19 protein-coding genes are annotated in these 22,491 nt (G+C 67.8%); 14 read left to right on the top strand and 5 right to left on the bottom strand.

What is annotated here, in order from left to right; all coding sequences use genetic code 11:
• The first annotated feature begins 75 nt into the window (after window positions 1–75).
• From AB0M59_RS30110 to AB0M59_RS30100, 3 genes are all read left to right on the top strand, one after another.
• Complete coding sequence (locus tag AB0M59_RS30110) at window positions 76–963, top strand: SAM-dependent methyltransferase (protein ID WP_364621658.1); 888 nt, start codon at window positions 76–78, stop codon at window positions 961–963.
• Between the two features lie 579 nt (window positions 964–1,542).
• Window positions 1,543–2,490, top strand: a complete 948-nt coding sequence (locus AB0M59_RS30105; protein WP_364621656.1) for a Scr1 family TA system antitoxin-like transcriptional regulator — start codon at window positions 1,543–1,545, stop codon at window positions 2,488–2,490.
• Window positions 2,491–3,170: 680 nt separating this feature from the next.
• Window positions 3,171–3,539 carry a hypothetical protein gene (locus AB0M59_RS30100; protein WP_364621653.1) on the top strand — a complete coding sequence of 123 codons (369 nt, stop codon included), beginning with the start codon at window positions 3,171–3,173 and terminating at the stop codon, window positions 3,537–3,539.
• 1,149 nt (window positions 3,540–4,688) lie between these two features.
• Here the strand turns inward: AB0M59_RS30100 and AB0M59_RS30095 are convergent.
• Window positions 4,689–7,799 (bottom strand): tetratricopeptide repeat protein, encoded by a 3,111-nt coding sequence (locus tag AB0M59_RS30095; RefSeq protein ID WP_364621650.1) that lies wholly within the window; start codon window positions 7,797–7,799, stop codon window positions 4,689–4,691.
• Window positions 7,800–8,231: 432 nt separating this feature from the next.
• On the opposite strand from AB0M59_RS30095, the gene AB0M59_RS30090 reads away from it, so the two are divergent.
• Complete coding sequence (locus AB0M59_RS30090; RefSeq protein ID WP_364621647.1) at window positions 8,232–9,455, top strand: hypothetical protein; 1,224 nt, start codon at window positions 8,232–8,234, stop codon at window positions 9,453–9,455.
• Between the two features lie 263 nt (window positions 9,456–9,718).
• Here the strand turns inward: AB0M59_RS30090 and AB0M59_RS30085 are convergent, their stop codons facing one another.
• Complete coding sequence (locus tag AB0M59_RS30085; RefSeq protein ID WP_364621645.1) at window positions 9,719–11,980, bottom strand: NB-ARC domain-containing protein; 2,262 nt, start codon at window positions 11,978–11,980, stop codon at window positions 9,719–9,721.
• A gap of 437 nt (window positions 11,981–12,417) precedes the next feature.
• Here AB0M59_RS30085 and AB0M59_RS30080 point away from each other — a divergent pair, with 437 nt between their 5' ends.
• From AB0M59_RS30080 to AB0M59_RS30060, 5 genes are read left to right on the top strand one after another with little or no spacing between them, the layout of a single operon-like run.
• Window positions 12,418–12,852: a YbaB/EbfC family nucleoid-associated protein gene (locus AB0M59_RS30080; protein ID WP_364621643.1), complete on the top strand. Its 435-nt coding sequence runs from the start codon at window positions 12,418–12,420 to the stop codon at window positions 12,850–12,852.
• Complete coding sequence (locus AB0M59_RS30075; RefSeq protein WP_364621641.1) at window positions 12,849–13,154, top strand: hypothetical protein; 306 nt, start codon at window positions 12,849–12,851, stop codon at window positions 13,152–13,154. The genes AB0M59_RS30080 and AB0M59_RS30075 overlap by 4 nt, the downstream gene beginning before the upstream one ends.
• Window positions 13,151–13,516: a type VII secretion target gene (locus AB0M59_RS30070; protein WP_364621638.1), complete on the top strand. Its 366-nt coding sequence runs from the start codon at window positions 13,151–13,153 to the stop codon at window positions 13,514–13,516. Before AB0M59_RS30075 ends, AB0M59_RS30070 begins: the two co-directional genes overlap by 4 nt.
• Window positions 13,517–13,518: 2 nt before the next feature.
• Window positions 13,519–14,247: a hypothetical protein gene (locus tag AB0M59_RS30065; protein WP_364621635.1), complete on the top strand. Its 729-nt coding sequence runs from the start codon at window positions 13,519–13,521 to the stop codon at window positions 14,245–14,247.
• Window positions 14,244–14,852 carry a DUF3558 domain-containing protein gene (locus AB0M59_RS30060; RefSeq protein ID WP_364621632.1) on the top strand — a complete coding sequence of 203 codons (609 nt, stop codon included), beginning with the start codon at window positions 14,244–14,246 and terminating at the stop codon, window positions 14,850–14,852. The genes AB0M59_RS30065 and AB0M59_RS30060 overlap by 4 nt, the downstream gene beginning before the upstream one ends.
• A gap of 55 nt (window positions 14,853–14,907) precedes the next feature.
• Here AB0M59_RS30060 and AB0M59_RS30055 read toward each other — a convergent pair whose 3' ends face one another.
• On the bottom strand, window positions 14,908–15,285 hold the full coding sequence (locus tag AB0M59_RS30055; protein WP_364621629.1) for a hypothetical protein: 378 nt from the start codon (window positions 15,283–15,285) through the stop codon (window positions 14,908–14,910).
• A 794-nt stretch (window positions 15,286–16,079) separates the two neighbouring features.
• Between AB0M59_RS30055 and AB0M59_RS30050 the strand changes: the two genes are divergently transcribed.
• The 5 genes from AB0M59_RS30050 (at window position 16,080) to AB0M59_RS30030 (ending at window position 20,644) form a co-directional block, all read left to right on the top strand.
• Window positions 16,080–16,478, top strand: a complete 399-nt coding sequence (locus AB0M59_RS30050; protein ID WP_364621627.1) for a hypothetical protein — start codon at window positions 16,080–16,082, stop codon at window positions 16,476–16,478.
• Between the two features lie 46 nt (window positions 16,479–16,524).
• Complete coding sequence (dprA, locus tag AB0M59_RS30045) at window positions 16,525–17,493, top strand: DNA-processing protein DprA (protein ID WP_364621624.1); 969 nt, start codon at window positions 16,525–16,527, stop codon at window positions 17,491–17,493.
• A 534-nt stretch (window positions 17,494–18,027) separates the two neighbouring features.
• Window positions 18,028–18,975 carry a DUF4192 family protein gene (locus AB0M59_RS30040; protein ID WP_364621621.1) on the top strand — a complete coding sequence of 316 codons (948 nt, stop codon included), beginning with the start codon at window positions 18,028–18,030 and terminating at the stop codon, window positions 18,973–18,975.
• A 548-nt stretch (window positions 18,976–19,523) separates the two neighbouring features.
• Complete coding sequence (locus AB0M59_RS30035; RefSeq protein WP_364621618.1) at window positions 19,524–19,766, top strand: hypothetical protein; 243 nt, start codon at window positions 19,524–19,526, stop codon at window positions 19,764–19,766.
• 470 nt (window positions 19,767–20,236) lie between these two features.
• The gene (locus tag AB0M59_RS30030; protein ID WP_364621615.1) at window positions 20,237–20,644 is read left to right on the top strand and encodes a hypothetical protein; all 408 of its coding nucleotides are present in this window, start codon (window positions 20,237–20,239) and stop codon (window positions 20,642–20,644) included.
• Between the two features lie 119 nt (window positions 20,645–20,763).
• Here AB0M59_RS30030 and AB0M59_RS30025 read toward each other — a convergent pair whose 3' ends face one another.
• Both AB0M59_RS30025 and AB0M59_RS30020 read right to left on the bottom strand, forming a co-directional pair.
• Window positions 20,764–21,669 (bottom strand): hypothetical protein, encoded by a 906-nt coding sequence (locus tag AB0M59_RS30025; protein ID WP_364621613.1) that lies wholly within the window; start codon window positions 21,667–21,669, stop codon window positions 20,764–20,766.
• A 9-nt stretch (window positions 21,670–21,678) separates the two neighbouring features.
• A complete protein-coding gene (locus tag AB0M59_RS30020; protein ID WP_364621611.1) occupies window positions 21,679–22,269 on the bottom strand; it encodes a DUF6461 domain-containing protein in 591 nt (196 codons plus the stop codon).
• Window positions 22,270–22,491: the final 222 nt, after the last annotated feature.

The raw sequence follows: 22,491 nt of genomic DNA, 5'->3' as shown, positions 1-22,491 counted from the left end.
CCTAACGTCGCGCTCGTTCCGCGCCGGCCGAACACAGCACAGCAACCACCCGCACCACCGAAGAAAGCGTCCACCATGTCCACTCGCGCACCCGGCACGATGCCGATCTGGCACCGGCCCGTCGGCGCCGACTCGACCAGGGCGAACCTGCCATACCTCTACGACGCGTTCCTGTTCGGCCAGGACGCCCACGACATCGAGCTGGACACCCGTCGCCATCTCGAGGCCGCCATGCCCGCAATCGGCTACGTCTTCTCCTCCGAACACGCCGCGCACCTGCGTATCGCGCGCTACCTGGCCGGCTACGTCGACCAGTTCGTCGTCGCCGGCGCACCGCTCCCCGGTCCCCGCGACGACGACCTCCACCGCATCATCCACCGAGCGAACCCCACCGCGGCCGTCACCTACGTCGAACACGATCCGCTCGCCGCCGCCGTCCTGCGCGCCGTCGCCGAGCACCGCGCCGGCGACATCCAGGTCATCCAGACCGATCCGCTCACCCCGGACGAGATGTGGCGTGAGATGAACGAAGACGGCACCATCAACCACGGCCACCCGATCGGGTTGATCCTCGGCGGGATCCTGGCCTTCCACGGCGGAACCCGCACTGACGTCACCGATGTCGTCCAAGCCCACATCGCGATGCTGCCTGCCGGCTCCTTCCTGGCCTTGACACACCTGTTCGACCCCGAAACCCCAGAGCACACGCCGATGGCTCTCACCTTCGAAGACCGCCTGCGCAGCAGCGCGCTCGGCCGCGGCGCTGTCGCCACCCGCGGCGACATCGAAGCCATGGTCAAGGGCACCACGCTCCTGCCGCCCGGCATCATCCAAGCCGACTCCTGGTGGCCCGACGGACCACCGTCCACCGCCCCGGACACCGCGGCCCTCGTGGCCGCCGTCGTCGTTCACCTCGCTCCGCCGAACCAGCAGGCAGGAGCATCTCGTTGCTCTCCGCCTTGAGCCTCTGGCCTTCCGACGCGCTGTGCGTGCCAGCACGGCACCCCAGCCGCCGAACTGGGTGAGTCCGGAAGTCGGTGGCCTGACGGCAAGGCGACCGGGACGACCCGGCCGGAGCCGCACCCCCGGCCGAGCACCAGGTGGGATGCCCGAGACGCCGGCTGCCATCCCAGCGCGTCCGGGCATCGCACCGACTACCCAACCACCAACCCGCCTACCGGGAGAGGCCAGCTCGCATGCCCGTACCGACCCGAACGCGGCCCATAAGGTCAGCGTGAGCTGGTCGGTCACGGTCGTGCTCACCACCATGACGTCGCCCGTCGTCATCGCGATCGTCCTCCAGCTCGTCGATCACCACCGCCGGCCCGCGCGCACCCACCGAAATCGCCCGCAAGTTCAGCGACCGACCGCCACAGCGCCGCCAAGGGGACCAGCCGCTCCACTTCGCGAGCAAATCGGTGTCCGACCACCGCGAACGTCGCAACCCCAGCTGGAGGCACCAGCGACCGCTCTGATGCAGCGGGTCCTCGACGGACTCCGCAATCTGCCATGACCTGCCCGAACTCGCTCCGGAGAACCACCTTGCGCAGCCGCCCCATCCACTACCCCGAGCAAGCCGTCAACGCCGTGCAGACCCCCGCGAGTCTCGCCATCAGCGTCGCCCTCCGCCGAGCACGCGAAAGCCGGAACGTCGGTTTGCGTGCCTTCGCCCGCTCCCTCGACATCTCGGCCCAGTACCTCTCAGCCTTGGAACTCGGCAGGCGCACGCCACCGATCGTCACGCTCGCGGTGCTGCTCACCGCGCTGAAGGTCGACGCCACCACAGTTGATCGTCTCCTCCAGCTGGCCCGCCACAGCGAGGACCCCGACCTCGTCGACTCGCATGCCGGCCACCACGAGGCAATCGCTTGGCACTTCGAGCACCTTTCGACCGACACCATCACCTGGGCACCGGCTCTCATCCCCGACCTGTTGCGCACCCCCGCACACGAAATCCACCTCGCCAACCATCCCCTCGCCGACCCACAGGACAACGGCGTCCGATCGTTCGCCGCCGCGACGCGGAGCCGGAACTTCGCCGACCGCACCCGGCGCTACACCTTTCTCATCGGCGATACAGCCCTGCACGCGTGCCCCACCTACATCTACGCCGACCAGCTCGAGCACCTGAGGAAGCTGGCCGTCCGCCCGAACGTCACCATCAAGATCGCGTCCTCCGACGCCTGCCCGCCGGGCCTGATCAGCCCGTTCACCGCTTATCAGCAAGACAAGATCACCCTCGTGGTCGCGGTCCAACACCACCACGCCACCACCTACTTATCTGCCCGCGACACACTGGGGCAGTACCACCGCACTGTGCGCTGGCTGCGCCGTAACGCACTCGATGCCGTCGACGCCCTTCCCATCAGCGGCTTCGCACAACACGACGGCGGTCAGGGCAGCACACGCGGAACGCACGAGAGCCAGCAGAACGTCGGCACGGCGGCACGCGACCTCTCACAAGCTTCTGCCAACTTCGACAAGCCCTAGGAGATGCGGCCCTGCACCCCCGATAGCGATATCCTGCCTACTGGCCGGAAAGCCATCACCTGCCGACCGCTCTCGCTCCCTGTTAGCCCGCTCCTAACGGCTCGAACCGGTCTGCCCAGGCAGACGCCTGAGGTTAATCGGCAGGAAACCTCGCCCGCCACAGACTTGCGCGCTGCGGCCGCGAGGTTGATCGGATCCAGTTCGACATTTCCTGCGCCGGGTGTAACAGACGCGGCCGTCACAGCGTCCTTGACAAGGCCCCGGCTAGCTCACCCGGTCTCGAACGGCGAACGCCCACCCTTCTTACCCCTGGTGAGGATGGAATGCCAATCAGTGGCCTGGCCGAGCCTGGCGGCGCCACGCAGGTCGTCGCGCGACTCATATCTGTCCGGCGATCCGTGCGCGTAAAGCGCGTCACAAGCCGCAGCGTCGTCATTCCCGTCACCGACGACAGATCGCACAGCGCCGGGAACTCACTCGTGATTCGGGAGGTGAACCAGCGATGACCACAACAGAGTCGTATGTCGCTCACACGAGCGAACGAGTAGAACTCGTCTGGCGGTGCATACGTCCACGTACGTGGCTTTGCCTGGATGAGCACCTCAGATCGCCTGAGGCCGGAGCAACGTCACACCACGCCTCGGCGATGCCGGATCAGCTGTTCGGGCGGCGGTGATCTCATGAGCGAAGCCGAAGGAGCACGTAACCCTTGCGAGCGGCCACGGCGACTTGCCGAGGATCTATCTCCTGCTGAAGCAGACGAGTTGAGTCGCCGATATCGGGCAGGCGACACGCTCAGTGTGCTGATGGAAGCCTTCGATGGAAGTTATCGCACACTGCGCAGAGTGCTCAGAAGCCAGGGTGTGGAGTTTCGCGAGAAGCGGCCGATGGTGAAGCCCGCTCCACCAGGAATGGTCGAGACCTATCACAGCGGCAAGTCGATCATCGAAACCGGCAAGAGATTCGGCCTGGGTCGGGACGTCACGAAGCGAATGCTGCTAGACGCCGGTGTCGAACTTCGCGGACCGGGACGTCCTCGACAATCGTGAACTGAACACGGCGACTTGTTGAAGGTTGAATCGCTAGATCACCAACGACGATGGGGTACCCAGCAGGCTGCCGGGCGCCCCATCACGCTCAGTAATAGCGCCAGTAGTCGCACTGCGCCATCGGGACTGCCAAGTCGGCGTGCGCCGGCACAGCCGCAGACGCAGGCGTTGCGACGGATACCGACGCAGGCGCCACGGTCGCAGCAGACGCGATCGCCGCGGACGGCACCGACATGGCGCCAGCCACAAGCAGGCCCAGACAGAAACGCTTCATCGTCACCTCGTGGTTCGGAGCACGTATTGAAATCCACGCATTGGCGACGAACCTAGCCTACGACTTGGTGACCCTCACCAGGGGGTCGGCAACGCATCCGGCAACTCACAGCAACGCTAACTGACAATTCCACCGTTTACGTGAGGGTAATTCACATTACTCATTGGTAACGCCACTCGATCAGGCGATACGCCCGTTCTCGCTCTGTGAAGATTTTCGATCATGGCACACGAGCACCGGCAACGCGGGAACGATCACTACCATGCGAGATCAGCAATATCACAATGAGTAACACTATCTCGACGCGCCCGCCGTGGCGCATCCGAGCACGCCCGACGCGAACACTACAAAAGAACAGTGTTCAACCAACAACATGTCGCAACACCTCGTCGTTCAACAGCGAGTGCGCACCTCGATCACGACACAATCATCCCAGTGGCCACAGCACGCGGCACACATTCACCGCATACCGTGGAATCGGATCGGACTTCCCTGCAAACTCGCGACGCTGCTCAGCAGCGGAGCACCGCCACGTACACCGCCGACGTCCCCACCGCTCCGACCTCATCGACAGTCCAGCAGCCCTTCGCGACTCCCGGTGCCCACCGACGGGTCATCCCACCGTGGCGCGCGCGGCGTGGTTCACCCAGAGAAGGCGCTGTGCTCCAGACACCTGCCGTCGACACGCTGCAGTCAACGGCTCAACACGAACGGACACCACACGGAAGATCCGCCCGCTCGGCGTGCCCCGGAACACACCGCAAGCCGCGGCGTCATCAGCAACACTGATCGGGCACCCCGTAGACGAGCGCCCGCATCGCCGACGCGGGCGACGCCACCCGAGGCTCTCCGCAGGGGATCGTAGCCCGCGCGGGCTACGAGCGCGACAACCGCGGAGACGGCATCGCCACCGTGTCGCCGTCACGAGCCTGTGGAATCACCGCGAAATCCAGCTCCTCCAGCAGCGCCTCGATCCGCTGCGCCTGCCCGACTCGCTCCCGATCACGGAACAGCAGCGCCGCCCGCTCCCACAACGCCCGCGCGTCATCGAGATTGCCCCGATCGCATAGAATCTGAGCCAACGTGTCCAGTGCCCTGCCCCGGCCGGTCGCATGCCCGGACCGATCCGCGAGCTCAACCGCCCGATGCGCATGCTTCAACGCCGCCCGGTCATCGCCCTCCGCGTGGCGCAGCCGCGCGAGAACAGTGTTCAGCTTCATCGCCGCCGGCAAGTACTGGCTCACGCTGACCAGCGCAGACGCTTTGCGGCACTGCTCGTCCGCTTCCTCGCACCGTCCCATCCGGGTCAGCAGGTCACCCATGGCGATATGGGTGAGGATGCGACCCGGCCCGTCATCGATGAGCTCTCGCAACGCCAGCGCCTCCCGATACAGCTCAAGCGCATCGCTCTGGTGGCCGCCTTGCTCCAGCAGCGCATCTGCAAGGCGATGCAGCGCCGCAGCACACCGTTCCGGCTCCCCCAGCACCCGCGCCGCCGCCAGCGTCTCGCGCGACATCGTCACCGCCTGCGACACCCGCCCAGCGTGCAGATGCCGCCGCGCCATGTTCAGCATCACCGTCACCCGGCCAATCCCAATACCGTGCGCGTCGACCAGCCGCAACGCGGCCTCCAGATACGGCTCCGCACGCGAGTCCTGTCCCATCAGCAGCAAAACGTGCCCGAGATCGTTCAAGCTGGAGGCCTCGGCATCCACGTCGCCCACCGCCGCGGCCGAGGACGCCGCGACCGTGAACCCGGTGATGATGTCGCCGAAGTAGCCGTGCCGGTCGAACACATCCGCGGTGAGCGACGGCAAGGTGAACGCGACCTCGTGCAGCTGAACCTGCGCGGCAAGTTCGACGGATGCGGTGAGGGTCGTGCGCTCACGCAAGAACCACTGCCGCGCCGCGGCCACCGAGGCGAACCGTGCCGCCACGACACCAGCACTGATCTGCGGCATATCCAGGCGCCCCCGCCCCGGATACACCATCCGATGCGCCTCGAACGCAGTCACCAAGTAGAACTCGAGCAACCGGCGCCGCGCCGCGACAACATCGGAGAGCTTCCGCGCCAGCGATCCCGCGAACAGCTGCAACAGGTTGTGCATGCGGTAACGGTCAAGATCACCGGGTTGCTCGATCAAATGTGCGGCCACCAGAACATCCAGCGAGCGCCGCACGCTCGATGCCGGCCGGCCATCTGCCGCCGCGACCGCCTCCGAGGCCACTTCGACACCGGGGTGCAGCCCCAACATCGCGAAAGTTCGCTGCTCGGCAGGCGCCAGGCCCTGAAACGACAACGTGAACGCCGACCGCAGGCTCCGCCCCGGCCCGTCGCCGTCATTTCCCAGATCCAGCAACATGTCCGCATCCCGCAAGGCCTCAGCCAGCGTCGTCAACCGCATGCCCGCTCGAGCCGCCGCCCGCACGGCGACCAACGTCAATGCCAGCGCGTTGCCCTGGCAGAGCCGGATCAGCCCGCTCACCCCGGCCGAGTCCTGCCGGACCCGCACTCCGACCCGCCGCTCCAAGAGTTCCCGTGCCGCCTCCGCCGACAACGGCGCCACCGTCACCACCGGGCTCGTCCGCGCCGCCAGCAACGCCGAGAGCCGCTGCCGGGTCACCACCACAACCGTGCACGCCGCCAAGACGCCCAAGAGCGGCTCGACTTGGTCGGTCCGGGCTACGTTGTCCAAGATCACCAGCAGCCGACGCTGCTGAAGCAAACGGGTCAGCCGCGCCGCACGCGCGATCGAGGACACGATCTGATCGACCTGGACATCCAACAACTCCAGCAGCAGCTCGACAACGTCCGCGGCGGTCGCCCCGGTTGTCTGGCCGTCGCCGCGCAGGTCGAGCATGACCACACCGCTCGGGTACCGGCTCGCCGCCCGGTGCGCCCATTTCAGCGCCACCGTCGTCTTGCCCACACCCGGCCCGCCGGTAAGCATCACCACCTCCGGACGCGGAAGGCCCGCCGAGTCGGTGGTGAATGCGTCGAGCTCCGCGATCACGCCGTCGCGTCCTACGACACCATCGACATCAGGTGCGAGATGCCAGACAGGCGCAAGTACCTGATCATCGACAGCCGGTTTCTCCACCGGCGGCGCAGATGGCCGCGTCAATGCCGGGAACGGGACCGCGCCAGGCTTGATCACCTCGTTGTAGACGGCGAGAAGCTCATCGGCCGCCTGCGGGTCCCCGCGCTCCTGAAACTCCCGGTAGACCCGCCGGAAGTACTCCGATCCCTCCAACCCCCGACCGGCTGCCACGAGCGCGCGGATTCGCAGCTTCGCCAGGCTCAGCTCCATCGGGTGCGCGACATCAAGCTCCTCGAGGCGGTCCACGGCCAGCTCCGTCTGTCCGAGCAGCAACTGCTCGGCGGCTACGAACGCGTTGGCCGGAATCCACTCGTTGCGTTGCCAGCGACGGCGCCAGTCGTCGGCGGCATCGGTTCGCAAGTCCCCCAGCGGCTCATCGCGACGCAGCCGCAGCGCGGCCAGCGCCTCGACGTGGGCCCGATCGTGCTGCCCCTGGTCGTGGAATCCGCGCGCGCGCGTCATCATCGCCCGGAACTGCCGGTAGTCAATCCGCTGATCATCGACATCCAGCCGGCAACCGCCTTTGGCGATGCTGATGCTGCGTGGATCAACACCGTCGGCCTGGAAGACCTGCCTCAGCCGGGCGCCGACCTGATGCAGTGTCCCCAGGGCATCTTGCGGCAGGTTCTCCCGCTCGTCCCACGCCCAGGTGACAACGGTGTCCACCGGCACCCGCTGGTTCGGCTGCGCCAGCAACGCCGCCAACACCTTGCCGGGCCTACCGCGCACGGGCTTCACGCCCGGATTCCCGTGCAGAAGCAAGACCGTTTGCCCAAGTATTCCGAAGCCGATTTCCACCCAGACCCCTCCCCATGGCAAAACCGCATCGCCATCCCTCGCCGCCCCCGACATTTTCACACTCACCCCGGCCAACAGCCAGTTCACAGCCTCGAATGTCCTGAAAAGATGATCACAGCTGATCACGTAACCGCAGATGAATCAGCAGGCCATCGCAGCTTTCCCCGCAGACCAGACGTGACAGATGACAGATTCCGGACACCGCGAACCCGTGGACAGTATCGCGACAGAAACCACCACTACCGGCAGCGCACCACCACCAGACGGTCACAGATAAGCAACGTAATGCGATTATTCCAATTCACGTCGCCGGGCCGATCAACCCAGCGATCACGATTCACGAACCACGCCACGGCGACCTCCTTCCACCGCCGCGACATCGCTCCACCGCACCAGAAAGACCACACTGACGATCAACGTTGATCAACTGTCAATGACCAGGCCTGCGGCCTGAAAGCCGTTTCTCAAGCCCTCCCAGCAACCTGGGCTTAAGCCCACGATGCCAGGGAGAAATACACGATGACCGACACCTGGATACGCAGCTCGATCGGCCGCGCCGATCAGCACTTCGCCACCCGCCACAGCACGAAATCCGTACTTGTGTCCATTCCGCACATCGTCGCCGGCACCCGCCTGCTTGACCTGCTGCCGCTACTGGAAGCCGACCACCGCATCCAGGTCGTGTTCACCAACCCCGAAGCCGACGAGAACTGGCAAGCCACCCACGACTTCCTCCACGCCATCGACGGCACCGTACTGCCCTGGGCCCAAGCCCGCCGCAGCCATTTCGACCTCGTTCTCGCCGGCAGCGTCCGCGGTCTCGACCACCTCGCCGCACCGACCCTGCTCATTCCCCACGGCGGCGGATTCGGCCAGTACCGGCACTGGCGCCCACCCGGAGCCAGCACTTCACCGACGCAACTGCGCACCGGCCTCGGCCCCGACCAGCTGATGCACGAAGGCCGCGTCCGCGTCGACACGATCGTCCTGGTCCACGACCGCGAACGCGAACTGCTCGCCGAGGTCTGCCCACAGGCCCTGCCCACCGCGCTCGTCGCCGGGGACATCGCCCTCGACCGCCTCACCGCCAGCCTCCCCTACCGCGACCATTACCGACACGCCTTCGGCGCCGCCGACGACCAGCAAGTCGTCGTCGTCACCTCCACCTGGTCACCCAACTCCGCGTTCGGACGCCTCCCCGACCTGTTCGACCGCGTCGTCACCGAACTACCCCGCGACCACTATCGCGTCCTCGCCGCCCTGCACCCGCAAATCTGGGCTCACCACAGCCCCTGGCAGGTCCGCGCCTGGCTCGCCGACGCGCTACGCGCCGGCCTCACCCTCATTCCCCCCGACGAAGGCTGGCGCGCCGCCCTGGCCGCCGCCGACCACGTCATCGGCGACGAAGGCTCCGTCACCGGCTACGGCGCCGCCACCGGCGCCTCGATCTTGCTCACTCACGCCACCGGCCGGCCGCTGCTGCCCGGCACGCCCACCGGCGTCCTCGCCGAACGGGCACCCCGCTGGCAGCTGGATCAGCCGCTCGCGCCGCAACTGCACGCCGCGGCCGACATCCGCGATGAGGCCGGGCTGTCCAGCCTCATCCGCGGCCTGCTCAGCTCCCGCCCGGGCGAGACCGGGCAGATCTTGCGCCGCACGATGTACCGGATGCTCGACCTTCCCGAGCCCACGCGAGCCGTGCCCGTCTCCCCCGTTCCTCTGCCTGCGGCGGTGATGTCATGACCACCCACGCTGCGGTCATCACCCCGCAACCCGCCGAAACGACCACCAAGCCCCTCACCACCTGGCACTACACCCACGGCCGTCGCCGCGGCTCACTGCTCAGCACCCGCACCAGCCGTTACTTCCACACACGCCAGCAGCTGGCCGACGTCCTCATCGCCCCGCCGCAGCCATGCCAGGCCGACGGACGGTCGGTCCTGGCCAGACTGTTCGACCGACTTCCCGGACTCTCCCTCGGCGCCGTGCCACTCGATGCCACCCGGCTACTGCTCGGCGACCGCACCGGAGACACCACCGTCATCCCCACCGTCGCCGTCGAGCTCGCCGCCGTCAGCACCTACCTGTGGTTGATCACCGGGCGGCGACTGCGCGAGCTCGCCGACGTCCGCCACACCCAGCACCTGCAGTGCGGCCTGAGCCCGCTCGAGTGCCGCACCCCCCACCTCACCCAGCAACGCGACGGCCTCGGACAGGTAGCCGCGGGCCGCCTCCAGCTGATCGTCGCTGTCGGCGACCTCAGCCCACACCAGCAGCACCTCGGCCTCATACACCGCTGAGCCCGACCCGCCGAGCACCTCACGCGCCTGCCGCAGCCGGCGCAGCGCCACCTGCGGGCGCCCGGATCGCGCGTCGATCCGGGCCAGCCCGAGCGCCACCCGCGCCGCACCCTTCTCATCGCCCAAATCGGCGAACAACTGCTCCGCCGCCTCCAAATGGCAGGCCGCCTGCGACTCGCGACCGGCCTGCAACAACGCCTCCCCGATCCGGCGGTGCCGCGATGCCACGCCCCGGTCGATCCCCAGCTCCTGTTCCAGGTGCAGGGTGTCGGTGAACAGCATCACCGCCGCGTCCACCTCACCGCGGCCTTGCGCCACCATGCCCAGCTGCTCCAGCGCAGCCGATTCACTGCGCCGGTCCCCCGCCTCCCGCGCCAAATCAGCTGCCTGCCGAGTCTCTTGTTCCGCCGCCTCCAGATGCCCCCGATCCAGGTAGGCACGACCAAGCTGGTAGCGCAGCCGCGATTCGGCCACCTGATTCCGGCACCGCTGCGCCGCGACGATGCCCAGCTCGTGCGAACGCAGCCACTCCGGATAGTGCTTGCGATAGAGCATCAGCTCCCACAACGCCTCACACAGCTGCCACGCCAGCTCGTCATGCCGGTCCGCGACCGCGGCCTCCAGCACCGCCAGCACGTTCGGCAGCTCGCCCGCCAGCCAATCCAACGCCGCACCATCCGAGGCGAACCGAGCCGACTCACCCTGCAAACGCTCGGCTACGGAACTCACTCGCCAGCGCATCGGAATCACAACCAGGTTCGCGCGCGTCATTTCCAGCAGGTACCACTGCCCGATCCGGGGCACGACCTCGAAGCACTCGTCAGTACATTGCGCGCGACCATGCAAGCGGACCAGATCATGGAAGCGATATCGGTCGACGTCGACCTCCTCCAGCAGACTCGCATCCACCAGCATCTGCAGCCCGTCGACCGCCTGCTGGTCGCTCAGCTGACCCGCCGCGGCCGCCGCACCAGCCCCGAAGTCCAAGCCCGGAAACGCGCACATCAGCCGATACAGCCGCGCCACATAGTCCGGCAAGGCCTGATACGACCAGTCGAACGTGGAGGCCACCAGCGCGTCCCCATCCGTGGACAGCCGCCTCAACCGAGACCGTTCATCGATCAACTCGGCCACCACCCGCGCCACCGGCCAACGGGGACGCGACACCAACCGAGCACCAGCAACCCGCAATGCGATCGGGAGCCGCCCGCACAACCTCGCAAGCTCCACCACATCCTGCTGCTGATCGGCGACCCGCCGCTGACCTACGGTGCGAGCCAGCAACTCCACCGCATGGGTGTGCGGCAACGGATCCAGCTCCACGAACTGGGCTCCCTCGGAGAACAGGCCGCCAAGACGCAACCGGCTCGTGGCCACCACCATGCACCCAGCCTCCGCCGGTACCAGCGGACGCACCTGTGACACCGACGCGACGTTGTCGGCCAAGACCAGCAGCCGCTGACCGTCCGTGACCGTCCGAAACAACGTCACCTGCTCCGCGAGCTCCACCGGCACATGCCCAGGTTCAACCCCGAGCGCACGTAAGAACGCGGCCAAGACCTCTTGCGGCGCGGCCGCCGACTCCGGCGAGAAGCCCTGCATGTCGACATATAGCTGCCCATCAGGAAACAGATTAGCGTTACGCACCGCCCATGTGATGGCCAAAGCGGTCTTCCCCACACCACCGGGGCCGACAACCACCGCCACCGGCGCACCCGACTCCGACGTCTCACCGACCGACTCAGCGATCCGGTCCAATGTTTCCAGCTCGCCTGCGCGGCTCGTGAAATGAGCCGGCATCGACGGCAGCTGCCGAGGAACTACACGCGCGCGATCCGCTCCCGCGCCGGACCAGGCGACCCCGTGCGGCCGTCGCTGCGCCCCCAGTTGGGCCACCGATCCAACTCGGCCGTCGTCGGCAGCGACCAGCCGCGCATCCTGCACACGCTCGACATCGTCAACAGCCACCGCGCCGACCCGTCCTCCAGCAGCAAACGGACGAACCGCACCAACGAACAACGTCAATAGCCACGCCTGTCGGCACCGCTAAGAGACCTATCACGGCTCGCACGGGTCGGCCGGCGCGCACCACATCGAAACCAGTCATCCGAGAACTCTCCCCGCAATCCCCGAACTTCCCTGTCTACCGTGACCCCCACCCGCGACGACACCACCACGCCGAGGCCTACCCGAAAGCAGCAACATCCTCGACAGCAGCCGCTGACGATAAGTTCGCAGGCGGATCGAACCAGGTCGCGGCTCACGTCGCCGTGACCTAGACCGCTCCTCGCCGGTTCCCGGTTGCGTTGTCGCCCGGTCGCAGTAGGGTGCACGCCGGACACGTTCTGTCATCTCGACAGGACCTGGAGTAGGGGAAACAGCATGCTTGATGTCGCGGCGCCGTCATGACCGCACCACACCGCGACCTGCGGCAGATGCAGCAGCAAGCCGGCGAACTCGACGCTCAGCTGGCAGCTACCCGGCACACCGCACGCTCGGCCGACCAGCTGATCACCGCCACCGTCACCGGCCAGGAAAAGCTCGTCGACCTGCGCATCGACGACCGCGCCCTCCACAGCACCCACGTGCAAAAACTCGGACTCGGCATCGTCGAAGCCGTCCACAACGCCCGCAGCACCGCACGAGCATCCTCGCTGCCCCACCTGAACGCCCTCTTCGGCAAGCCGACACCCCCACCACCCACCGCCGGACCCGCTGTGCCGCCACAGGCCGCCGTAGCGGAGCCCAGCCGACGCCCCGCCGATCCCGACGACGAGAACTTCGCGGAACTCGACTTCCTCACCGACGACGAACCGGACACCGGAGGTGGTCGCTGGTGAACAGCGAAGAAAAGCTCTACCACCTCGCGAAAGAGATCGACGCCCGAGTGTCCGCGGTCGAGCAGGCAGCGAAGACCGGGGAGAGCCTGCCACTGGTCCTCGACATCGGCGCCGACCTCGGCACCGTCACCGTCGACGGCCTCGGCGGCCTCGTCTCGGTCGACCTCGCCCGCGACGCGGTCGCCGGGCAGACCGGCGCCAGCCTCGCCGGGCACGTCCTGCGTGCGATCACCAACGCTGAGTCCGCGGCCGCGACCCGACGCAAAAACATGGTCGACGACGCGGCCCGGGAGACCCGATGAGCAGCGGCAACGTCAACCCGTTCGGCAACGCCGCAGCCGGCTCAGGCTTCGAGGTCTACCCCGAAACCCTGCGTACAGCCACCGACGACATCTACGCCGCCAGCGACAAAGTCGTCAGCTTCGCCAACGACGACCTGCCCCAGATCACCCTCCGCGACGACGACGTCGGGATGCTCGGTGTCATGGCGAACGTCGTGGACATCTTCAACCAGACTGTCGCGCACATGCGGGACAAGACCGCCAAAGGCGCCATGCAGCTGCAACGACTCGCCGACGCACTCGACAAGGCCGCCGACTACTACGAAACCCAGGACGAGGCAGACTTCAAACGGCTACGCGACCAAGAGAAGGGCCTGAACTGACCATGACGACACCACCGGTCACCCCGCCCGATCCTCGAGCACAGCCGCAGCCCTACCCCGAAGACGCCGACGCGAAGATCCGCCAGATCGCGCAGATATTCGGGCAGAACAACGTCCTACGGCTGCTGGCCGACGTCCGCAACCTGCTGCTCGGCAACGCCCTGCACGTCCAATCCATGGCGATGGACTTCGCGCAGAAGAAGAAACTCGGCGACGCCGGCGACGACGTCGCCCAGGCCGTCCTGGCCGTGGCCGGCAGCTGGAGCGGCCGCGGCAAGGACCAGTTCGCCGGCTACGCCGACCTCGTCGGCAAGGCACTCGACGGGCAACAACAAGTCGTGGCCAGCATGTCCGGGATCCTCTCCGAGATCGCCGGCTGCGTCATCGACACCTACGCCAAAGCCATCCAGTTCATCGGCAACTGCGCCGTCGAACTGGGCAAGGTCGGCTACAAAACGATCATCGCGATCGCGACAGCCGAGATCCCCTTCCTCGACGTCATCACCTCCAAGGAAGTGATCGACACCGTCGCCGACGCACTGTTCGACCTCGTCAAATCGGTCAGCGACTTGTTCGCCGAAGCCCAGAAAACCTTGGGCGGCTTTCAAAGGCAGGCGACCGCCCTCGTGCAAGGCAACACCAACTTCCCGGATATGCCCCCGATGCCGAGTAACTCGGGTATCGACGACCAACGCCAATGGCGCATCGACCCGTCGGCGGCACCGGCATGAGGACAACGCTGACCGTGTGCGCGGCGGTCGTGGCCGCGAGCCTGCTGACCGGTTGCGGCCCATCGAAACCCGACCGGCTGCTCGCCCAGCCACCGCCGCCCGCGCAGACCGGCGCTCCCCTGCCGCTGGATCAGGTCGACAACCCCGTCGACCTGACAACGTTCGACTCCGATCCGTGCAGCCTGCTGACCAAGGAGCAAGCCGCCGCCGTCGTGTCCGATCCGCCGACTGGGATGCAGCCGAACCGGGTGACCAGCCTCCCCGCGTTCGGATGCTCCTGGCCGAACCCGGCCGGCGCTCAGATGGTGGCGTTGAAGCCGGTCCAGAGCCCGAAAACGCTCACCGAGCTCTCCACCTCCCCCTTGAAGCAGAGCGGCGAACTGGAGCCGTGGACCGAAACATCGCTCAGCGGTCTTCCCGCCGTCGTCTACCACCAATTCGGATCGACGCAGGAATGCTCGGTCTCGGTCGAAGTCACCGCGGAGCAAATGCTGACCTTCGAGATCGAGGGTAAGGATCTTCGCGGGAGCTACTGGGACACCGACCGCTGCGGCGGCGTTGCGAAGATGGCCGAATTCGTGATCGGCAATCTCCGGCAGCGCTGACGCGCACTGCGCCGTCGCACGCTGACGCCGAATTGGCGGGCCATGGTTGCCACCACTACGGGCACCACGGCACCTGCGGCGTCGCAGTACCACCAGGACCGGTGTGCTGCTCGACCTCCCACAGATCGCCGCGGACCCACCCGTAGGTGCCGCCGCGGTAGGACCAGCCCCACGGATGACCGTCGGACGCGCCACGCTTGCAGGACACCCAGAACGTCGCACCGTAGGCGATCGTGCCCAGGACCGGGCCAGTGACCGGACGCGCTCGGATACGGGCCCCGTCGGCGATCGCGGTGACCTCGATCCATGCCTGCGCCGTCGCCGCCGAGGCCGGCCGCGAAGCCGACGCAGCGCGCGTTGACCAGACCAGGCTGCCGTCCGGCGCAACCGCCGCGACACCGGAGTCTCCGGTGCCCTCACCCGCGGGTCCCATGTCGGGCTGGCCGGCCTCTGCCCCACGATCGGGGACATCGACGGCATTGCCGCGCCCTGAGCCGGGGCGGCCGCGGCCAGAACCGAACCGGTCAACGCCCCGCCGGCCAGTACGGACGCGACGGCTCGGCGCGCCACGGTGGCGCTGAGGATTGCTGTCATGGCATGACTCCTGTCAGAACGTCGCGTCGACGTGACCGAACAGGGAACACCCTCCCGGGCATAGGCAACAGGCTCACGCACGACGCGTAACGACACGGCCCACCGCACGGTGGACAAAAGTTCCCCCAGCAGACCAACCAATTTCTGAACCTGGTTCACAGGTCTGCGGGGACGTACGGCTCGGGAGAGGTGCCCTCCCCTGCGACCTCTCCCGAGCCGAGAACCGTTCTCCACATGGGGGTTGATAGCAGAGACGGTCCTCAGAAGGGTCCACTGTGGCCACTCCCGACTGGACCACCGTAGATCACCTTCTAACTCCCACAGTGCACCAGGAATACGAAATTCGCCACAACTGTGGCGAATTTTCTCCCGATAACTTTAGGTGCCAGGTCCTGTACAAACCGCAGCGACCAGCTACCTGTCCTCCCCCGCAAACCGCGGTACGACTGGTTCGCCGGGCCGACACCCAGTGCAGCAGACCCGCGGTCCGGCGCAAGCCCCCCTTCCAGCGGAGCCTGCCAGGCCGGCGTTTCCCTGTGGGGCTTGCCCCGGGACCGCCGCGGGCCCGCTCGCGCAGGCCGTGTCCGTCCCGGCCACACCAGCCGGACACCGCCACCTCAAGGAGGCCACACCGTGCTGCAGTACTTCGTCTCAACCCACCGCACCCAAGGCCAGCGCTCCAACGACTCCAACTCCATCCCGGAAACCGAAGTCGTCGACCTGGCCAGCAAGAGCCACGACGACCCCGACCACCCGATCTGCGGCTGCGCCCGCAGCTTCGCCGGCATCACCAGCCGGCAGACGACCACCACCGCCGAGATCGTGGAATCCGAGACGACCCCGCTGGAGTACATCGACCGCTTCCACTCCGCGCTCGTCGCACTCGGATTCCCGGACGACCGCGACACCCGCGCCGATGCCGTCAACGGCGCCGTGGAGCTGCTCCTGGTCGCCGCCAGGTGGCCCGTAGGCACCGTCGTCGAACGCCGCGGTGACGAGATCCGCGTCCGGGCCTGGCCCGCCACCACCTGATGCCGCAGCACCGCCACCCACCGACGTTCTCACCCCAGGAGCACTGATGCCCGATGCCACCGACGCGCGTCACGCGCGCGCGTTCCTGCACTACGCCGCCGAACCGACCTCACCGCACCTGGCGCGCTATGTCACCGAAGTCGGGCCGGTCGAAGCGGCGCGGCGCGTCGATGAGCGCTCCGCCCCGACCGACGTGCTCGACCACTGCCGTCGCGACACACGCCGGGAACTCGCCACCGCCGACCTCGAGCAGGCAGCGGCCGGCGGTGCTCGCTTCGTGATCCCCGAGGACGACGAATGGCCCACCGAAGCGCTCGCCACCCTGACGGCGGCCGCGACCGACTGCGACAGCCACAGCGCGCCGCTGGGCTTGTGGGTCCGCGGCGAACCCCGGCTCGACATGCTCGTCACCCGCTCTGTCGTGATCGTCGGATCCCGCGCGGCGACCGAGTACGGCGAGCACCACGCTGGCGAGCTCGCGTACTCGCTCGCGAGCCGAAATGTCGTAGTGTTCAGCGGCGCCGCCTACGGCATCGACGGCGCCGCCCATCGCGGGGCACTCGCTACCGACGTCTCCGCCTGCACCGTCGCGGTCCTGGGCTGCGGGATCGACATCGGCTACCCCGCCGGGCACGTCGGCCTGCTCGAGCGGATTGCCCGCACCGGCGCGGTCGTGTCGCAGTACCCGCCGCGCACCCCTCCTGCCCGGCACCGGTTCATCGACGGCAACCGCCTGCTCGCCGCGCTCACCCGGGCCACGGTGATCGTCGAAGCGGGACTCCGCAGCGGCGCCCGCACCACCGCTCACACCGCCGCGGCCCTGGGGCGGCCCGTGCTCGCCGTGCCCGGTCCGGTCGACTCCGTCCAATCGACAGGTTGCCACCAGCTGATCCAGAACGGCACGGCTCGGCTGGCCACCTGCGCCGAGGACATCCTCGCCGCGATCGCGGATACCGAGGACGCACCTGAGGAACCGGGGCCGGCTGCCGCGGGACGTCCGGCCGACCGACGGTAACTCGCAACTCGCGCCCCGACGGCGGCACGCTGATCGATCCTCATCACGTCGACACCGATGGCGCCGCCGCCGCGCGTGGTCGAGCGGTGGGCGGCTCACCCTCCCCTGAGCCGCCCACCGCCGTTCCCACACCGTGCTCCCGGCAGGACCTGACTGGCGGATCAGCCGGCGTCGGAGCCCAGGACGAAGTCAACGGCCATGTACAGGGTGTCGTTCTCGGCTTGCAGGACCAATCCAGTCACCGCCGATGTCCCCGCTCATTCAGGACGGCACAGCCCATGCCGTCGACGAGGCAACGCAAGGGCCGTGGCGTCGGCCGCGGAGGCGAGGCCGACCGATGGTAGCGCGCACCCCGACGGCAGCCCGCTTGGTCGAATCCGGCCACGTCAGCGACTCGGTGCCGCCGTCGGGGCGCGCGCTCGGGCGGTGGCGGCTCACACCCCCGTGAGCCGCCACCGCCTCTCCCCCGCCACACGCCCGGGAGAGCTGAGCGACGGGAGCACCACCGTGACCGTGTTTCTCACCCCCGGACAGGTGATCGGCGCCCTGCCCGACAGCAGCTCCGACACCCTGTTCGTCATCGGCTTCCCCACCCAGCGCAGCCACCCAGACGTACCCGCCACACCGGCCGTCCTGGCCTTCCCCTCCTTGGAGGTACAAGCCCTGCCGTCGGTGACTATGGCGGCGCACGTCCGGGCCGAGCTGCCGACGGACAGCGCCGCGGACGTGCTCGTCGTCGTCGTTGGCCACGATCAGGAGCAACGGCCACTCCCGCACCGCGCCGCGATCGCCGCGCTCGAAAGTGCGCTGCGCTCCGCCGGCCACACCGTGGTAGGCCGCTACTGGACCCCACACACCCGCCCCGCCGCTACCTGGCTCGACTACCGCTACCCCGACCGCATCGGCACCGTCCTCGAGTACTCCTCAGCGGTGGACTTCTCCCATCCCGTGCAGATCGTCGCGGACGCACCGACCCCGCCCTGGGGGCACCCTTTCACCGAGCACGGCGAAACCCTCCCCGCTCACCTCGGCCGGTTCGCCCGTGCGGTCTTGCCACTGATCGTCCGCTGCGACGACCGCACCGACCAGATGATCACCCAGGCCCTCGTCGAAGCCTCGAAAGGCGAACTGCCCGACGACGAGACCGGGTTCGCCCTCGCCTGCGCTCTGCGCGACAACACGATCTACGCGCCGCTGCTCGTCCCTCCCATCGTCCTCGATCTCCGCCGTGTCGAGCAGCTGTGGATGGCCCTCTACCGCGGCAACGCCGACCGCCGAATCCGGGCCAAGCTCGCCACGCTCATCGCCGCCAGTGCCTTGCGCCGCCGGGCACGCCTGTTCGCGGCCTTCGCGCTCGCTTACGCCGGCGACGCACCGGGCGCCTACACCGTCGGCGTCCTCCTCCACCAGCAGACCTCTGGAAGGCAACTCGACCAGCATCTTTCCCTCCTCGCCGACCGAGTAGCCGCAGAACACGCATAAACCGGCGCCACCAACCACAACCGACCGAACCACCGCCACGGCGTCGCGCCCCGTCGAGGGCGCGACGCCGCGGTCGAGCACGCCGCCAGAGAGGCGTTCGCACGCATCACGGCATCCAGTGATCCGGCGGCATCGGCTCCTGGGCCGCCACCGAACTGGTCCGCGCGACCACCTCGACGAGCACATCACCACCCGCTCACAGATCTCGCTGTCCGCAACCACTGGAAGCTTCTCCTCGTTGAAGGTGAACCGCGGAAGTCAGGGCTCCTCGGGGTGATCGCTTCGCGATCCCCTTCCGGAGCCCGGTGAACCGTGGACGTGACCAGGGTGAGAAGACGCCAAGAGAAGATCGCCGGGCCACAGCCGGGCCGGCCGCGCAGGTCCGGGCCGGCCCACACTCGCCGGAGGTCCCGGTGCGGCAGTGGCGTTGTGCGCGCTGTGTTGTGCGGTCACCACCCAGCGACCGGGCACAACCGGATCGCGGTAGGCCTGAACACCTGCGGAGCGCTCGGACTCGGCAGGGCGTCGGCGCACGGGGGTGGGCAGAGGTGAACGGGTTCGCACGCGTCCTGCGCGCCTCAGCCAGCCGAGCCCAGGCCGACAACCCGAATGCACGCTACGTGCGGAACCTGCCGGCCGCTCGCCGAACTGCCTACGGTCTCGCGCTCAACGGCGGCCCGAGCGCGCCGGGCGTGACCGTGACCTTCCCGAACGGCCTGGTCATAGGACACAGCAGCACGGGGTGCGTCGCCCAAGCGGACGCACGCCTCTACGGCGACTACCGGTCGTGATTCGAGACGAAGTCGATGACCGACTACCTCGACCGGAGCCGACAGGACAGCGTCCTCGGCGATCCCGCCTACGCCGCGGCCGCCGGGGCTTGGCCGGCCTGCATGGGCCGGTCCGGTTTCGCTTACACCACGACGGAGGCGGCCCGTGCGCGTTCCTCGATGCGCCGACACCCCAGGTTGATCCAACGACGAGCAGCCATCTCGTCGAACCCGGTCTCCGCCGACCTCTCTGGTAGCCACCCTGCAACTCCTCGTCGACACGAGCGGACGTCGAGTGAACGACCGGGGACCGCTCAGCGGCACGGAGACCTGTGCGGAGCTAGACGGGGGAACGTCGTCCCGCAAGCCGATGATCGCTGAGTGCAGGTCCGCGCGGTCCGGCTGCGGACTTCCAGGCGGCGAAGAGGTTGCCTGTAGGGCCACGAGGCGGCTGTGGCCAGGCCGCTCGTCGAACACGATGGTTGCGAGGAATGACTGCGGTAGCCTTCGGCGTGCTGGATACAAGTGTCGGCTTGATCGCGGAAGATCTACGTCGTTATGGCGAGGACGACGTTGCTCTATGGGTCATGACGTGTTCAGATGACGAACTGCTTCGTGTGTGTTCGGTGGCCGACTGGCTCCTTCTGCGAGGCCAGGCAACAACTTCCGGCTCGAGCATGATGATCGCAAAGGCGTGTGCGGTCGCCGCGGTGTACGTCTGTGAGGGAAAGCCCCGCAATCTGAGGCGACGTCGCCGCATGCCGGCATCGGCCGGGACGGCCCCGGACGAGCATTCGCCGGATGCCGACCGTCGACCCGATTTGATGGCCCAGTTGAGCACTGGTCGGGACTACGGTGTCGGACAGGATGCCCGCGACTTCTGGAGCGCACCCAAGTAACTCCATGACGATTCCACGGCTGCGGCCAGATACGACCACTCAGCTGTCCACTCACCGAGTACAGCAGCAAGTTCAGCTCGTCGACCAGGCCTTGAGACAGCAATGGGATGCCCGAGCCTTCAGGCAGGACGGAGAAGTGTGTGTTGCGCGTCCAGTCCTTCCGGGATGAAGGCGATGCCGGTGACGGCCTCACCCAGCGCGAGCAGCCACGCAGCGCCGTTGCCCGCTGCCGCTGGAAGGGACGTGGTGTAGGAAGCCAGAGGCGTCGGGACGTCGCCTTGGCCCGGCCGGATCACGGCGACGTCGTGGCCGGGTTGGGCGTAGTAGGCCAGCTTGTTGCCGCGAGTCTCCCAGCCGACGTTGAGCACTGTCGTGTGCGGACGAAGGGCGTCGACGATCTCGTGCGCGAACGGGCTCCGGTTGAACGCGATCGCGATTGTCCAATCGTCCTCGCGCCGCAGCGCGACCTGTTCGGTGTCGGTGAGGGACACCGGTCCTGCGCCGGACGCGATGCCGCCGAACGCCGCCGCGACGGTGTCGAGTGGGGTACTTCGCACGTAGGTGATGGATGCTGCGAGGCCGAGCCAGTGATCGGTGATCCACGCGTGGCGTTGCAGCGGGCCGCCGGTACCGGCACGAGCGCCGTCCGCGCCGGACGGTGCCGGGGGGCTTCCCAATAGGTCCAGGAAGCCGGCGAGCATCGGCGCCGGATCCAGGCGGTCCAGTTGCTTGGCGAGTTTCGCCGCGTCGATCGTCTTGAATGCGGCAGTAAGCGGGTTCGGCGCGATTCGCAGCGCGCGTACGGCGTCCAGGGCGACGAGCCGGAGGCGGTCGACACCCGGTGCGTATCCGCCGTAGCCGCTCGCGCCGGCCTCGTAGCGGGCCATGCGAAGCAGCTCGTCGAACTCGATTCCGCCGCCGGGTACCCCGGTCAGCCCGGCCGAGGCGACCACTTCGTCGACGGCGGCACGGGCGAGGGTCAGCAGCGACTCGTCCTCGGCTCGCCGCAGCGCCGCGGCGAGCACCGGGTGCTGTTACTCCAGCGACTCAAACCCCAGCGTCACCGGGCGCATGTCCTCGAGGTGTTCCGCGATCGGCGCGACGAGGACCTCGCCGTACAGCCAGTCTTCGGTGAACGGCTGCCCGGTCAGCCGCGCGGCGAGGAGCAGGCCGGTCCGCCGATGACCCGCCTCCCAGTCGATCTCCGCGACCAGCGGCGCCAGGCAATCGGGGTCCTCGCCTTCCTTCCATGAGTCGGCGCCCGCTTCGAACGCCGTCTTGATGCGGCCATTGACGGCGTAGCTGAACCTGGTCAGCGCCTCAATGTTCCAGAAGGCACTCACCGTCTCGCCGAGCCGCGACACCCGGCGCAGGACCTCGGGCCGCGAGCCCTGGAAGCCGTTGGCTTCGATCGCGACGACGTACTCGCCCTGGTGGCACACGACGATCGCGTACGCCTGGTCGAGGTCGTTCCCTGCCTCCGCGAACGGGACGGTCCGGACCTCGCCTGCCACCCCGCCCAAGCCTCGCACCACGGCGTCCACGTCCGTGGTCCTCACCATGGTCACACAGGCGGCTTCACCCAGCGTGCTCGTCGACAGCCAGTCGAAATCATCCCCGGTCACCACTCCTTTGTAGCGGTCCCAGACGCGGAGCTGCGAGTTCACTGAGCGGTCGGCGACAACAACGCGACCTGCTGGATCACTACCCCCTGCTCCTCCATGAGCTTCTCGATCTTGGCGATGACTCCCCGTCAGACCCGACGCTGAGCGTGGTGAGCCCGCCAGGACCAGGTTCACGCTGGATCAGCTCCACCTTCACCGACAGCCACGCACATAGATCGGCAA

It is taken from the genome of Amycolatopsis sp. NPDC051371, from assembly GCF_040682155.1.
In the GTDB taxonomy this organism is placed as follows: domain Bacteria; phylum Actinomycetota; class Actinomycetes; order Mycobacteriales; family Pseudonocardiaceae; genus Amycolatopsis.
This window is presented reverse-complemented; position numbering and strand designations above follow the sequence as displayed.